The organism is Streptomyces capitiformicae (assembly GCF_002214185.1).
Classification (GTDB): Bacteria; Actinomycetota; Actinomycetes; order Streptomycetales; family Streptomycetaceae; genus Streptomyces; species Streptomyces capitiformicae.
The window spans coordinates 9104763-9118454 of the sequence record NZ_CP022161.1 but is presented as its reverse complement, the minus strand read 5'-3'; the positions used below and the strand labels follow the sequence as shown (position 1 = coordinate 9118454).

11 protein-coding genes, 1 tRNA gene and 1 pseudogene are annotated in these 13692 nt (G+C 67.7%); 10 read left to right on the top strand and 3 right to left on the bottom strand.

Annotation, left to right across the window (positions count from 1 at the left end):
- The first annotated feature begins 135 nt into the window (after positions 1–135).
- Complete coding sequence (locus CES90_RS40895; protein ID WP_229914164.1) at positions 136–591, top strand: hypothetical protein; 456 nt, start codon at positions 136–138, stop codon at positions 589–591.
- 178 nt (positions 592–769) lie between these two features.
- The gene (locus CES90_RS40890) at positions 770–922 is read left to right on the top strand and encodes a hypothetical protein (protein WP_189785967.1); all 153 of its coding nucleotides are present in this window, start codon (positions 770–772) and stop codon (positions 920–922) included.
- Between the two features lie 128 nt (positions 923–1050).
- On the opposite strand, the gene CES90_RS40885 is transcribed toward CES90_RS40890, so the two are convergent.
- Together CES90_RS40885 and CES90_RS40880 are read right to left on the bottom strand one after the other, a co-directional pair.
- Complete coding sequence (locus CES90_RS40885; RefSeq protein WP_189785968.1) at positions 1051–1611, bottom strand: CGNR zinc finger domain-containing protein; 561 nt, start codon at positions 1609–1611, stop codon at positions 1051–1053.
- A gap of 363 nt (positions 1612–1974) precedes the next feature.
- A complete protein-coding gene (locus CES90_RS40880; RefSeq protein ID WP_004002642.1) occupies positions 1975–2388 on the bottom strand; it encodes an SsgA family sporulation/cell division regulator in 414 nt (137 codons plus the stop codon).
- 191 nt (positions 2389–2579) lie between these two features.
- Between CES90_RS40880 and CES90_RS40875 the strand changes: the two genes are divergently transcribed.
- The 7 genes and pseudogenes from CES90_RS40875 to CES90_RS40845 all read left to right on the top strand — a co-directional run bounded on the left by CES90_RS40875 (position 2580) and on the right by CES90_RS40845 (position 10399).
- Positions 2580–3059, top strand: a complete 480-nt coding sequence (locus CES90_RS40875) for a TIGR02611 family protein (RefSeq protein WP_189785982.1) — start codon at positions 2580–2582, stop codon at positions 3057–3059.
- A 79-nt stretch (positions 3060–3138) separates the two neighbouring features.
- Positions 3139–3210, top strand: a tRNA-Val gene (locus tag CES90_RS40870).
- A 512-nt stretch (positions 3211–3722) separates the two neighbouring features.
- Positions 3723–5012 carry an ABC transporter substrate-binding protein gene (locus CES90_RS40865; RefSeq protein WP_189785969.1) on the top strand — a complete coding sequence of 430 codons (1290 nt, stop codon included), beginning with the start codon at positions 3723–3725 and terminating at the stop codon, positions 5010–5012.
- On the top strand, positions 5012–6016 hold the full coding sequence (locus tag CES90_RS40860) for a carbohydrate ABC transporter permease (RefSeq protein ID WP_189785970.1): 1005 nt from the start codon (positions 5012–5014) through the stop codon (positions 6014–6016). Before CES90_RS40865 ends, CES90_RS40860 begins: the two co-directional genes overlap by 1 nt.
- The gene (locus CES90_RS40855; protein WP_189785971.1) at positions 6016–6909 is read left to right on the top strand and encodes a carbohydrate ABC transporter permease; all 894 of its coding nucleotides are present in this window, start codon (positions 6016–6018) and stop codon (positions 6907–6909) included. Before CES90_RS40860 ends, CES90_RS40855 begins: the two co-directional genes overlap by 1 nt.
- A gap of 12 nt (positions 6910–6921) precedes the next feature.
- Positions 6922–7523: pseudogene (locus CES90_RS40850) on the top strand (hypothetical protein).
- Between the two features lie 131 nt (positions 7524–7654).
- Complete coding sequence (locus CES90_RS40845; protein WP_189785972.1) at positions 7655–10399, top strand: exo-rhamnogalacturonan lyase family protein; 2745 nt, start codon at positions 7655–7657, stop codon at positions 10397–10399.
- 261 nt (positions 10400–10660) lie between these two features.
- Here the strand turns inward: CES90_RS40845 and CES90_RS40840 are convergent, their stop codons facing one another.
- Positions 10661–11164 (bottom strand): hypothetical protein, encoded by a 504-nt coding sequence (locus CES90_RS40840; RefSeq protein ID WP_189787988.1) that lies wholly within the window; start codon positions 11162–11164, stop codon positions 10661–10663.
- Positions 11165–11365: 201 nt separating this feature from the next.
- Here CES90_RS40840 and CES90_RS40835 point away from each other — a divergent pair, with 201 nt between their 5' ends.
- Positions 11366–13684 (top strand): LPXTG cell wall anchor domain-containing protein, encoded by a 2319-nt coding sequence (locus CES90_RS40835; protein WP_229914436.1) that lies wholly within the window; start codon positions 11366–11368, stop codon positions 13682–13684.
- Positions 13685–13692: the final 8 nt, after the last annotated feature.

Genomic DNA, 13692 nt, shown 5'->3' with positions numbered 1-13692 from the left:
AAGTGGGGGCTGACCCCGAGACGACCCGGAGATGTCCCTGAGGTCTCCCTCGGCCATGGCATAACGGACGCGCGGCGGTGCAGGATGGAAGGGACGGACCGACACCGCCCGACCGCGCACTGCCTGGAGGACCGGATGATTGCCGAGACAGTCTGTTCCGCCGTCTCCGCGGCCGGCCTGGGCATCGCCGCGATCACGGCGTATCGGAAGCGCTTCCTGAGGGCGACCCGTATCGCCGCCTACTCACTCGTGCCCCTCGGCCTGGTGATGACCGGAGTCGTCGAATGGCTGGCCGACACCGCCTTCAGCCCGGTCGCCTGGGCGGGATTCGGCGTGCTCGGCGCCGCCTGGTTCCTGTTCATGACCACACGTGCCGTGGAGCGGCGCCGCGGAATCACCGGCAAGGAGCGCAAGGCGGGCGAGGCGTCCCGCACCGAGGCGATAGCCCCCGCGGCGTCGGCGCCCTCGCTGGGCCGGACCGCACGACCGGCGGCGCGCCCCGCTGCCGCACCCCGGGCGACGGAATCCGGGAAGTCCGGCGCGGACGACTTCAGCGACATCGAGGCGATCCTGAAGAAGCACGGCATCTGACCAAGAAGCACGGCATCTGACCGTCGGGCATATGACCTACTGAAACGACACAGTAGGTCGGGCGGCGATGCCGAAGTGATCACGTTCGCTCCGGACGTTGTGGATATTGGCGAACTACCCGTCATTCGGGGTGGGTTGATCGCGCGGAGGGCGCCCGCTGCGTCATCATCGCGGCGAGATGCTGGACACAACACAGAGCGACACCGCCGCCCCGCCCGAGGAGCGGCGAGGTTGTCTCTTCGCGCTCTCCCAGCCACCGCTGATGATCTTCCTTGCGGTGATCGGCTGCCTGCTGCTCATGGCGTCACTGCACGACCTGCTGATGCTCTGAGCCGTAAACGGAGCCCCTGACGCCACCCGTCGAGGGCTCCGTCAGCCCCGAGCGCGGGTTCTCGCCCGTATCTCCGCCTCAACCCTCCCGGTCGTTCGTCTTCGTCTTCGTCTTCGACCGGCGATTCCTCAGCCGGCCGCCTCCTTGCGGCGTGCCCGGTAGGCGGCAACGTGCAGGCGGTTTCCGCAGGTGCGGCTGTCGCAGTAGCGGCGCGAGCGGTTGCGGGAGAGGTCGACGAAGGCACGTCGGCAGTCGGGCGCCTCGCAGCGGCGCAGCCGCTCCTGTTCCCCGGCGACGACGAAGAAGGCGAGCGCCATGCCGCAGTCGGCCGCGAGATGGTCGGCGACGGACGCGCCGGGCGCGAAGTAGTGCACATGCCAGTCGTAGCCGTCGTGGTTCGTGAGCCGGGGCGTGGTGCCCGCGGCGGCGATCAGGTCGTTGATGACCGCGGCGGCCGAGCCCGGGTCGGGGGCCGCGAAGACCTCGGCGAACCGCCCGCGGACCTTGCGCACGGCCGCGAGATCGAACTCCGACAGCGCACCGACATCGCTGACCTCGTGGTTTCGTACGAAGTCGTCGAGCGACGCGACATCCGTGAGCCCGTCCGGCGCCGTGTCGTTCTCCGGCGCGGTGTTCACCAGATCCACCACGGTGTCGAGGGCACACCGGGTGTCGTGGGTGATCAGCACGTTTCGCTCCCTGGCCTGCGGCCGGTCGGGCGGATGCCCGCCGATGCAGGCCGATGGTAATGGCTCCCGCGAAGGGAGCACCGGTCCCGACCGCCGTAGCCGCACGCAGCCGCGAGCAATCGTGCCGCTGCGGCGGCACCTCGTAACCGCCGAGTGGCGGGACCTCCTCCCGCCCAGCACCTACCCGGGGCACGGACAAGCGACGCCCGCCCCGCCCCACCCCATTCCGCCCGTATGGCGACGCCGCCCCCGCGGAACTCCGCGGGGGCGGCGTCGATCGGTCGGCCTGAGCCGTATCGGGTTGTCTTGGCCCGAGCCGTCTCCCCGAGTGGACGGCGCCGGGCGGCTCTGTGGGCCCTCGCCCTAGCTTTCCGCCAGGATGTGCGAGAGCTCCTGATCGAGGTCGAAGTGCCGGTGCTCCGTGCCGGGCGGCACGGCGGCGTCTGTGCGCTTCAGGAAGGACTCCAGGGCCCGCGCCGGGGCCTCGAGCAGGGCTTCGCCCTCCGGAGAGCTCAGGGCGATGCACACGACGCCCTGGCCATGGCTGCGCGACGGCCAGACACGGACGTCGCCGGTGCCGGTGGGCCGGTGCAGGCCCTCGGCCAGGAGGTCACGGGCGAACACCCACTCGACCGTTTCCTCCGCTCCGGTGTGGAAGGTGGCGTGCACGGCGTAGGGATCGGCCGTGTCATACCGCAGTCCCGCGGGTACAGGCAGTGAGGACTCGCTCGACACAACGAGGCGCAGGTGCAGCTCGCAGCTGACCGTGGTGTTCATAAGCGCCAAGGCCTTTCGCTCAGTGTGCGCTCGGGGATTCGCACGTCGGCGAAATCGACATGCCACCTACGGTGCCGTTGTAAACCCCTCTGAGGGTTTTGCGTCGCTTTTGGTAGCTCATCCGGCCGAGGCCGACTTCGGAGGGTACGACCATTCCGGTGACGGGTTTCTCTCCGGTAGGGTTTGGCCGTATGGGCACGCGGAGTGACGGAACGGGGGAGGTCGCCGTGGCGGCCGACGGAGCGAAGAGCGAGACCAACGTAACGAACAGTGAGGCCGAGGTGGCGGAGAGTGAAGCGCCGCTCGGGTCTCGTGCGCCGGAATTCGTCAAGGCGCGCCGGATGCTGCACCTGAGCTGGCAGGTGGCCGTTTTCATCATCGGGCTCGCGGTGGTCGTCGCGGGCGTGATCATGTTGCCGCTGCCCGGGCCCGGCTGGGTCGTGATCTTCGGTGGCATGGCGATCTGGGCGACCGAATTCGTCTGGGCCCAGCTGGTGCTCCGCTGGACCAAGCGGAAGGTCACCGAAGCCACCCAGCGTGCCCTCGACCCGAAGGTCCGGCGCCGCAACATCATTCTGACGTCGATCGGCTTGGTGATCGTGACCGTCCTCGTCGGCATCTATGTCTGGAAGTTCGGCTTCGAGATGCCCTGGAACATCAAGGACCAGTGATCCCGGGCGGGGTGGCGCTGGGCATGCTGAACGTGGTCGGAGGCACCCCCTGACATGGGGTAATGTTCTTCCTGCGTCCGGGCGATTAGCTCAGTGGGAGAGCGCTTCGTTCACACCGAAGAGGTCACTGGTTCGAACCCAGTATCGCCCACCGGCCGACAGCGACCCGGTCCACGGATTCCGTGGACCGGGTCGCTTTTCGTTACACGAACCGACCTTCGGGCCGCCGGTTCCCTCGAGCCGGACCCACTGAACACGGCACGGTGGCGAGCGGCCGTCGGCCGTGACCCACCCCGACGGGCCCGACCCCGTCGGCCGTCCTCTCCGGTCCCGCGCTCGGTCTCACGCTCGCCGGGATCGCCGCGCTCCGAGCGCCGTTCGCGAGGGTTCGCCGCGCCGCCGCTGACTCCTTTCGGCCGTGCTTCAACTCCGTCCGGCGGCCCACAGCGCGGTCGACCCGCCGTCTGCAACTCTCCGACCTGCGCGTTCACTTGACGACCCATCACCACACGGGCCTCGCGGCCCCGCGCGGCGCCCCCTCCGCTTTCCATCAATTCCTGTCCGAATCATTGACGTCTCCTGAGGGGCTACGTAGCTTGTGCCAGCAAGCGCTTACTTGAAACGATTCATGAGGCGGAAGCAGCGTCGCGGGGAGGCTCAACCATGCAGCGAGACAGGAACGTTGAGAGGCGGGCGATCCTCAAGGTGGCCGGAGCCTCACTGGCCGTCGCGGGGCTGGGGGCGACGGCCACGGCCTGCGGTGGCGACAGCGGTTCGGGGGACGGGACGGTGACGATCCGTTACTCCTGGTGGGGTGCCGAGGACCGGGCGGAGCGCATCAAGAAGAGCATCGCGCTTTTTGAGAAGAAGTATCCGAAGATCAAGGTGAAGACGGACTTCCAGCCCTACACCGACTTCTGGAAGAAGTTCAACACTCAGGCCTCCGGTGGAAATCCGCCGGATGTCTTCCAGAATGCCGTCGGATTCCTGCGCAAATACGATGCGAGGAATGTGCTGCTCGATCTCAGCGCACAGGTCGAGGCGGGCAATCTCTCGATGGACGGCTTCAGAGCGGGCCTCGAGAAGTTCGGCGAGATCGACGGCAAACTCCTCGGCGTTCCGGTCGGCTCCAACTCCATGGCCCTGGTGATCGACAAGCACGTCTACACCAAGGCCGGCGTCAAGCCGGAGCAGGGCTGGACCTGGGACGACTACGACGCGGCGATGAAGAAGATCCGCGACAAGGCGGGACGCGCCGGCGACACCGGCCCGTACAACGTCATGTACCTCTACGACCTCTACCTCCGCCAGAACGGCAAGGCGTTCTTCACCGAGGACGGGCTCGGCTTCGCCGAGGCGGACCTGAAGGCCTGGTGGGCGAAGGCCGAGAAGGCGGTCGAGGAGGGCCTCTACGCGGACCAGAAGAAGGTCGCCCAGATCAAGCCCAAGTCGGCGGTCTCCGGGGAAATCGCCGCAGGCGAGTTCACCTGGGACAACTTCACCATCCGCTACACCTCCGAGGGCAAGAGCGAGTACGGCCTGGCTCCCATCCCGACGACAGACGGTAAGAAGACCGGCCAGTACCTCGGCTCCCTCATGCTCAGCGCGTCCAAGCGCACCCAGCACCCCAAGGAAGTCGCCCAGTTCATCAACTTCATGGTGCACGAGCCCGAGGTCGCCGAGATCATGGGCTACGACCGCGGTGTTCCCGCGACGCAGGCCCAGTACGACGCGTTCAAGCCGACCGATCCGGTCAACAAGGCGATCGCCGAGTACGAGCAGTCCCTCGTCGACGCGGGTGTTCTGGAGCCCATCACCCCGCACCCGAACGGCGCGGACGTCTGTGAGGCCGCCTTCCTGCGTATCGGTGAGGAAGTGGGTCTGGGCAAGCGCCCGGTGGACGACGCCGTCAAGCAGTTCTTCACCGAGTCGAAGACGGCTCTCGCCACCTGATGGGAACCACCGTGACACACGCCCCCGCCGCGGAGGGCCTGTCCAAGGACAAGCGCTCCGAGTCGCGGCACGGTCCGGTGAACTCCTCGCGCCCCGCCGCTCTCAAGCGGCGGGGCCGTCGGGAGAACCTGGCCGGCTATCTCTTCATGTCCCCGTGGATCGCCGGATTCCTGCTGCTGACAGCGGGGCCGATGGTCGCCTCGCTCTACTACGCCTTCACCGACTACAACCTGTACGACGCGCCCAAGTGGATCGGCCTCGACAACTTCTCCGAGATGTTCGCCGATCCGCGCTGGCGCCACTCCGTACAGGTGACGTTGTGGTACGTCGTGATCGGTACGCCGCTCAAGCTGCTCGCCGCCCTCGGGGTGGCGCTGCTGCTGGCCCAGAAGCGGCGCGGGCAGGCCTTCTACCGGGCCGCCTTCTACGCGCCGTCGTTGATCGGAGCGAGCGTCTCCATCGCGATCGTGTGGAAGGCGATCTTCTCGGACGACGCCATCGTCGACAGGACACAGCAGCTCTTCGGGGTCGACGTCGGTGGTTGGAGCGGCGACCCCGACATGATCATCTACAGCCTGGTGGCGCTGACCGTCTGGCAGTTCGGCGCCCCCATGGTCATCTTCCTCGCCGGTCTCAAGCAGGTCCCGCGTGAGCTGTACGAGGCGGCCGAGGTCGACGGGGCGGGCAAGTGGCGGCGGTTCTGGAACATCACCCTGCCGATGATTTCCCCAGTTCTCTTCTTCAACGTTCTGCTGGAGACCATCCACTCCTTCCAGATCTTCAGCTCGGCGTACATCGTCGGCGGCGGCGCCGGAGGCAACGCCTGTGGTCCGGCGGACGGTTCGATGGTCTACACCTGCTATCTCTACGTCCAGGGCTTCGAGAACAGCCGCATGGGTCTTGCCTCCGCGATGGCCTGGCTGTTGCTGATCGCGGTTGCCCTGGTGACGGCGGTGCTGTTCTGGTCCCAGAAACGCTGGGTGCACTACGAGGAGGGTGCCTGATGAGCGCACAGGTCACCGAGATCGCCCCGCCTCCGTCCGCGAAGGCCGGTGCTCTCCGGCGAAAACTGCCAGGTTCCCTCGCCTGGCACATCGGCTCCCTGTTGATCCTCGCAGTGATCCTCTACCCGGTGATCTGGGTTGTCGGCGGCTCGTTCAAGAAGAGCGAGGACATCGTCGGCAGCCTGGACCTCTTCCCGGGCGACCCGATCATCTCGAACTACAAGGGACTCTCCGACGGCATCGCCGATATCCCGATCTCCACCTTCTTCCTCAACTCGCTCACGCTCGCCGTCGGTTCGGTGATCGGGATCCTGGTCTCCTGCTCGCTGACCGCGTACGCCTTCGCGAAGATCAGGTTCGCGGGCCGCAACCTGCTCTTCACCCTGATGATCGGCACCCTCCTGTTGCCATACCACGTGCTGCTGATCCCGCAGTACGTGCTGTTCCGCAACATGGACGCGATCGACACCTACACCCCACTCCTGCTCCCGAAATACCTGGCCACGGAGGCGTTCTTCGTCTTCCTGATGGTGCAGTTCATGCGGAACCTGCCCAAGGAACTCGACGAGGCGGCCCGGCTCGACGGCTGCGGCCACTTCCGGATCTACTGGTCGATTGTGCTGCCGTTGTGCCGGCCCGCGCTCATCACCAGCGCGATCTTCACCTTCATCAACGCCTGGAACGACTTCATGGGCCCGCTGATCTATGTGAATACGCCCGACAAGTACACGGTCTCGCTCGGCCTGAAGATGTTCGTGGACCAGGACGCCGTGGCCAACTACGGCGGAATGATCGCGATGTCGCTGGTGGCTCTGCTGCCGGTGCTGGCCTTCTTCCTGGCCTTCCAGCGGTATCTGATCGACGGTATGGCCACGTCGGGCCTGAAGGGCTGAGGTGAGCTGACCATGGCCCAGGCCCGTGCGAAGGCCGCCACCAGGGGACGCGGTGAGTCTCCGCTCGCCGAGCGGTTCGCGCTGTTCGCCGAATGCCTGCTCACCGGGGTGTGGATCGCGGTGGCCTCGCTGCCGCTGGTGACGTACCCCGCCGCGTTCGCCGCCGGCTCCCGGCATCTGAGGCGCCGTACGGCGCATGTGGGCGGCGGCTGGCGGGAGTTCGCCGCCGACTTCCGGACGGCGGTGCGTGGCGGGTGGCTCGTCGGGCTCGCCGGGTGGGCGGCGCTCGCGGCGGTATGGGTGGACGTCCAGGCCGTACGGCCGGGATCCCCGGCGGGCCGTTCGTCGGCGCCGTCGGGATCCTCGCGCTGATCGGCGCCGCCGTGGCAGGGCTGCGCGCGGCGGCCGTCTGGGAACCCGGCACCGGTTGGCGGACCCTGCTCGGCGCGGCCGGACGGCGGACGGTGCTCGACCCCGCCGGGTCCTTCCTGCTCGTCGGCGGACTGGCCGTGGTGGCCTGTTCCGCCTGGTTCGTCGCGCCGCTGGCGGTGCCGGTGCTCGGGGCCGTCGCGGCGGCGGCCGTCGCCGTGGAGGAACGGCACCGGCGCCGCTGACCGGAGGTGCCCTTCGCACGGGGCAGCGGTGCCCGCGACGCAAGGTCGGCGCCCTGGGGGTCGTACTTCTCTCTGTCATGCCCCTGACTATCACCCCCGCACGCAAGACTCCCGTACGGAAAGGAAAGGTCATGTCCCCCATCGACCGCAGGTCCCTCCTCAAGGCGGCCGCCGTCGCCGGAGTCGCCACTCAGTTCAGCTGGGCACTCGGCTCGAACGCGCAGGCCGCACCCAGAGCCGAGGCCACGGAGGCGGACCCGGTGACCCTGGACTGGCTGGAGGGCGGCGGACTCGGCGCCGCCCCCGGCTCCACCGTGGGCGTGCCGTGGCCGAAGGGCGCGTACGAGAAGGAACAGTCGTTCTCCTTGACGGACGCGGACGGCAAGTCCGTGCCGGTCCAGTCCTGGCCCATCGGCTACTGGCCCGACGGCTCGGTGAAGTGGACCGCGCACGCGGTCGGTGCGGGCGCCGGCTCCGGCAAGCTCACCCTCGCCGCCGGCACCCCCGCCGCGCCGGAGAAGAAGGTCACCGTCGACAGGAGCGGCGGCACCATCGACGTGTCGACCGGCGTCATCACCGCGAAGATCGGCAAGAGCGGCTCGACGCTCGTGAAGTCGGTGCTGCGCGGCTCCACCGAGGTCGCCCACACCGGCCGTCTCGTGCTGCTGCGCCAGCCCGAGATCGAGGACGGCGACCAGGGTACGGCCAAGTACGAGCGGTTCGAGAGCGTCATCGGCGAGGTCGAGGTCGAGCAGGAGGGCCCGGTGCGCGCCGTGGTCCGTATCGCCGGCAAGCACCGTAAGGGCAGCAGGAGTTGGCTGCCGTTCTCCATCCGGCTCTACTTCTACGCGGGCGCGGAATCGTTCCGCATGGTGCACACCATCACCTTCGACGGCACCCAGGAACCGGGCAAGGCCAGCGGCGACTTCGTCCGCGGCATCGGCGTCCGCTTCAAGGTCCCGATGCGCGACGCCGCGTACGACCGGCACATCCGTATCGGCGGTGAGGGCACCGGTCTGCTGCGCGAGGCCGTCAAGGGCGTCACCGGGCTGCGCCGCGACCCGGGGGCCGCCGTCCGCACCGCCCAGTTCGAGGGCAAGAAGCTGCCCGATCCGTCCACCTGGGACCAGCGGGTCACCACCCGTCTCCAGTACATCCCCGAATGGGGCGACTACACCCTCTCCCAGCTCTCCGCCGATGGGTTCGGCGTCCGCAAGCGCACCAAGAAGGGCCACGGCTGGATCCCGGCCGGCGGCGGCCGACGGGCCAGCGGCTTCGGGTACGTCGGCGGCGCGAGCGGCGGATTCGCCTTCGGCCTCAGGGACTTCTGGGAGAAGTTCCCCGCCCAGCTCGACATCCGTGACGCCCAGACAGCCGAGGCCGAGGTCACCCTCTGGCTCTGGTCGCCCGAGGCACAACCCATGGACCTGCGCTTCTACCACGACGGCATGGGCCAGGACACCTACCCCGAACAGCTCGAAGGCCTCAACATCACCTACGAGGACTACGAGCCCGGCTTCGGCACTCCCTACGGCATCGCCCGCACCAGCGAACTCCTCTTCTGGGCCCACGAGTCCACACCCAGCGCCGAGGACATGGCCAAGCAGGTCGAGGCCGTCCGCACCCCGGCACAGCTCGCCGCCCCGCCCAAGCAGCTCATCAAGGCCGGCGTCTTCGGCAAGCTGTTCTCCGAGCCGGACCGCTCCACCGCCGCCAAGGCGAAGATCGAGGACCACCTCGACTTCCTCTTCACCTACTACAAGGACCAGGTGGAGATGCGCCGTTGGTACGGCTTCTGGGACTACGGCGACATCATGCACAGCTACGACCCCAGCCGCCACCAGTGGTGCTACGACGTCGGCGGCTATGCCTGGGACAACTCCGAACTCTCGCCCGACCTGTGGCTCTGGTTCGCGTACATGCGCTCCGGCCGCGCCGACATCTTCCGCTTCGCCGAGGCCATGACCCGGCACACCGGCGAGGTCGACGTCTACCACCTCGGCAAGTGGGCCGGCCTCGGCACCCGCCACGGCGTCCAGCACTACGCCGACAGCGCCAAGCAGCAGCGCATCGCCAACACCACCTACCGCCGCTACTACTACTTCCTCACCGCCGACGAACGCGTCGGCGACCTCATGCACGCCAACGTCGACTCCGACGAGACGTTTCTCGTCCTCGACCCCATCCGCAAGATCCGCACCGAGCCCTACACCCCCGACCGCAACGCCCTGTCCATCGGCTTCGGCACCGACTGGTCCGGCCTCGTGTCGGCCTGGCTCACCGAGTGGGAGCGGCGCGGCCCCAAGTGGGAGAAGGCCAGGGCGCGCGTCCTGTCGACCATGGAGACGATCGCCGCCCAGCCCAACGGCTTCGTCCAGGGCAACGGGCTGTACGACCTGGACACCGGGAAGTTCGCCGTCGCGGACAAGCCCGTGGTCGGGGTCTCGCATCTGTCGGCGATGTTCGGCCTCGTCGAGATGTGCGCGGAGCTCATCGACCAGATCGACATGCCGAAGTTCAAGGAGGCGTGGCTCGACTACTGCCGTTACTTCAACGCCACGAGGGCCGAGCAGACCGCCCGCTACGGCTCCCACTTCGGCACCCTGCTGCTCTTCCAGGGGCACTCGCGCCAGGACGCGTACGCCGCCGTGCAGTTGAAGGACGACAAGTTGGCCGCGCGTGCGTGGCGGCAGTTCTACAACAGCGCCGACACCTGGGACTACAAGGAGTCGACCGACTGGTCCACGAAGAAGATCGAGGGGCCGACGGCCCTGGTGCCGGGCAGCGAGGCGGCGTGGGTGTCGACCAACGCGACGGCGCTTTATGGGCTGGCGGCTATTCAGAACCTCGCCCTGGTAGGAGACAAGATGCCGTAGCGCCCCGTAAGGGGCGCGGGGCTGTATTGATTTGCGGCTCCGCCGCGTGGGCGCGACCAGCCACGACGGACCCGCGCAGTTCCACCGGCAGAGCGCTAACTGTATTGCCCTGAGAGGTTGGGGACGCGGCTGGCGGGTGGTTGGCCTTTCAGAGCGGTGTGTCCGCGGTGGTGATTGTAGGTGGTACCTGCACCACCTGCGGACACCCCCTGCCCAGCCCTCGGAGCAGCCGCAGACAGCCCACAACCTAACGAAGCACTACTAATCCTCCGGCGAGTAGATGTCGAGGTCGCCGACGAGGCTTCCGCCGTCCGCGTCGAGGATTCCGCACAGGCGGTTGACCGGTGTGTACGAGGGCCTGGCGTCGGAGTCGATGCCGTCCTCGTCCTCGAAGTCGAAGAGCCGGTCGAACGGCAGGATGACGAACGGCGCCATGGTGGGGTCGACGGAGACGGAGTCGGGGTGGTACTGCCACTGGGTGCCGCAGGCCCGGTTGTGGACCTCTCCGACGTACCAGGCGGCCGTCTGGAGGAAATCGCTGCCGCGTTCCTCCCATGCCTGGTCACTGCCTGCGTAGCGGGAGCGAACGAGCGCCTCCAGGCGGTCGAGGGAGCCCGGGGTGAAGTCCCAGTCCCCGTCGTGCTGCCGGGCCCATGCGGGGAACTCCTGCCGCCGGCCCTGGAGCCAGGCGTCCAGGACGGGATTGTTGGAGCGGATCCGGTCCAGTTCGGCCAGTTCCCGGTACTCCTCCTCGGTGATCTCCATACCGCCCGACCCTACCCGGCGACTGTGCCGATACGGCGGAGACGGCGTGTCGTAACGCCAACCAGGTTGCATTCACAAAGAGTTGAGGTACAGACTGCCCGTCATTGGCGGTGTCATGTCACGGGGGCTCACACCGCTCTCACGCGTCCCCCAAGCCCCCACAGGTAAGGGACAAAAGAGTTGAAATCCATACGTCAACGCGTGAGGGCGTGTCTGGCATCCGCTGTCGCGGTCGCCGCCGCGGCGACCCTCGCTCTCACCGGCCTGCCGGGCCTCACCCTCAGCGCGGATGCCGCGCCGGGCAAGAAACCGCCGAACCCGGGCATGCCGTGCCGGGACTACTTCGACCTGGCGGAGGATCTCCAGGCCATCGTGGAGCTGCCCGAGGGGGACGCCTCGCGGGCCAAGTCGCAGTGGGACACGTATGAGTACGTGAACCCGGGCAAGAAGTATGACGGTCTCGGCGCGCCGTCCGAGGACGACATCAAGCGGCTGCAGAAGGAGGCCAAGGTACCGCCGAAGTCCCGGCCGGTCGACCGGATCTGGTGGAGGTGGATCAAGGCCAGGGAGAAGAACCCTAACGCCTTCGGTGACTTCACCCACTGGCGCGACAACATCCAGATCAAGAACACCGGAAACGACCCCCGCGGCAAGGCGTTCGAGAAGAAGATCATCAAGGACCACGGGCTCGTCGGCGACGACTGGATCTGTCAGAAGGAGTTCGACTTCGTCGACCCCGACACCGGCGAGACCCACCGGCGCAAGTTGGACGCCTGGAACCAGCGCACCGGAAAGGGCCTGGAGATCAAGTCCAACGGGAGCCCGGACACCAGGCAGAAGCCCGGCGACATCGCCTGGTCCAAGCAGAAGGACAGCCCGGTCAAGTCCCTGAAGTACGTCTTCGCCGAGCCGCAGGACAAGGCTGCCAGGGACCACCTGAACGAGCTGAAGAAGAACGCCCCGGGCAAGGTCACCGAGTACAACTACCGTTCCAGGAAGGTCGAGTTGGCCCCGGGCGGCGGTGTGCGGGACAAGACGACCACATTGCAGCCCCCGGGTTCCAAGGGTGTCACCGGCGGCGGTGCGCAGGATCTGATCCGCGAGTCGCGCCCGAACCCGAAGGCCATGAAGGAGTTCCTGGACCGCAAGAACGCGGCCGACCCCTACCGGCTCCAGCCCAAGGGCCCCGGCGGGGTGGACTTCTCCACGCTGGAGCTGCGGTACATCGGCAAGCCGGTCAAGGGCAAGGGCGTCGACTACAGCTTCTCCGCGAAGGAGGTTCCCGAGGACACCGCCGGCTGGGGAGGAAAGGAGAAGGCGCAGCTCATCAATGACGCGTTCTTCACCTGGCTCGCCCTGACCCCGGAGAAGTTCTGGGTCAATCTCAACCCGGACCAGCCCGACAAGATCATGGACAGCGCGTTCGGGAAGACCGACGCCGGACGGGTCCTGCTGGAAGCCGATCTGGAGCTGAAGAAGGACTTCGCCGATGCGATGAACCCGAACAAGCGCCCGGAGGCCGACCAGTACTGGAAGTCGCTGCCCCGCAACTCCGACGGCGTCCCTTGCTGGTTCCAGGTCCGCAACTGGATCGAGCCGGACACCGCGGTCGTCCGCGAGGAGAACGGCGGCATCCACATCCTGGACACACCGCTGAAGGTCCAGGCCCAGTACCTGAAGATCGACAACATGCCGGGCGACCCGTATCTGTGCGAGTTCGACGAGGCCGAGAAGAAGGCCACCGAGGACCGTATGAACCGGCTGATCATGCCCGAGGTCGAGCGGCGGGTGAACACCGACCCGCGCTACGCCGATCTGCGCCGCGTCTACACGGCCCGGGTGGCGGCGGAGTTCATCCGCCAGCAGGACGCCGCGTCCCCCACCGACTACCACAAGGTCATCAACAGCAACGACGCCTCCTCGTGGCCGCTGCGCGGTGAGAACAAGGACTGGACGCGGGAGAGCGTCTACCAGGCATATCTGAAGTCGCTGCGTGAGGGCGAGGAACAGTGGGAGCACGACGCCGGCGGCGGTCCGTACACCATGAGCGTGGGCGGGGTGGACTTCTCCAAGCAGCCCAAGCGGAACATGTCCAAGCTCCGCTTCGACACCGAGCACCGCCATCTGCCGCGCGAGACGAAGGCATCGGTGCGCACGCTGGCGGACAACACCAAGGACGGTGACGCGAACCTGCTGCTCCTGGGCGGCAACACCGTCACCTCCGATGTCTCCGGCGACGACACCCCCGACCCGGGCCCGGACCCGACTCCCGAGCCGACTCCGACACCGACCGATCCGGACGATCCGACGGACAAACCCTCCGCCCCCGCGACGCCCCCGGCCAGCGGCGGCAGCAGCGGCGGCAGCGGCGGCAAGTACGAGCAGGACCCGGACGGCGACCTTGCCGACACCGGTACCGGCACCCCGGTGGGCCTGATCGCCGGACTCGCCGCGGCCCTGGCCGCCGTCGGTGGCGGACTGGTGTGGTGGAAGCGCCGCCGCACCGCCGACCAGGAGTAGTCAGGAAG

Bases quoted from the DNA above. Each gene is read 5' to 3' on its own strand.
- CES90_RS40855 (WP_189785971.1), top strand. From the start codon at position 6,016: ATGAGCGCACAGGTCACCGAGATCGCCCCGCCTCCGTCCGCGAAGGCC.
- CES90_RS40865 (WP_189785969.1), top strand. From the start codon at position 3,723: ATGCAGCGAGACAGGAACGTTGAGAGGCGGGCGATCCTCAAGGTGGCC.
- CES90_RS40895 (WP_229914164.1), top strand. From the start codon at position 136: ATGATTGCCGAGACAGTCTGTTCCGCCGTCTCCGCGGCCGGCCTGGGC.
- CES90_RS40875 (WP_189785982.1), top strand. From the start codon at position 2,580: ATGGGCACGCGGAGTGACGGAACGGGGGAGGTCGCCGTGGCGGCCGAC.
- CES90_RS40860 (WP_189785970.1), top strand. From the start codon at position 5,012: ATGGGAACCACCGTGACACACGCCCCCGCCGCGGAGGGCCTGTCCAAG.
- CES90_RS40845 (WP_189785972.1), top strand. From the start codon at position 7,655: ATGTCCCCCATCGACCGCAGGTCCCTCCTCAAGGCGGCCGCCGTCGCC.
- CES90_RS40890 (WP_189785967.1), top strand. From the start codon at position 770: ATGCTGGACACAACACAGAGCGACACCGCCGCCCCGCCCGAGGAGCGG.
- CES90_RS40840 (WP_189787988.1), bottom strand. From the start codon at position 11,164: ATGGAGATCACCGAGGAGGAGTACCGGGAACTGGCCGAACTGGACCGG.
- CES90_RS40880 (WP_004002642.1), bottom strand. From the start codon at position 2,388: ATGAACACCACGGTCAGCTGCGAGCTGCACCTGCGCCTCGTTGTGTCG.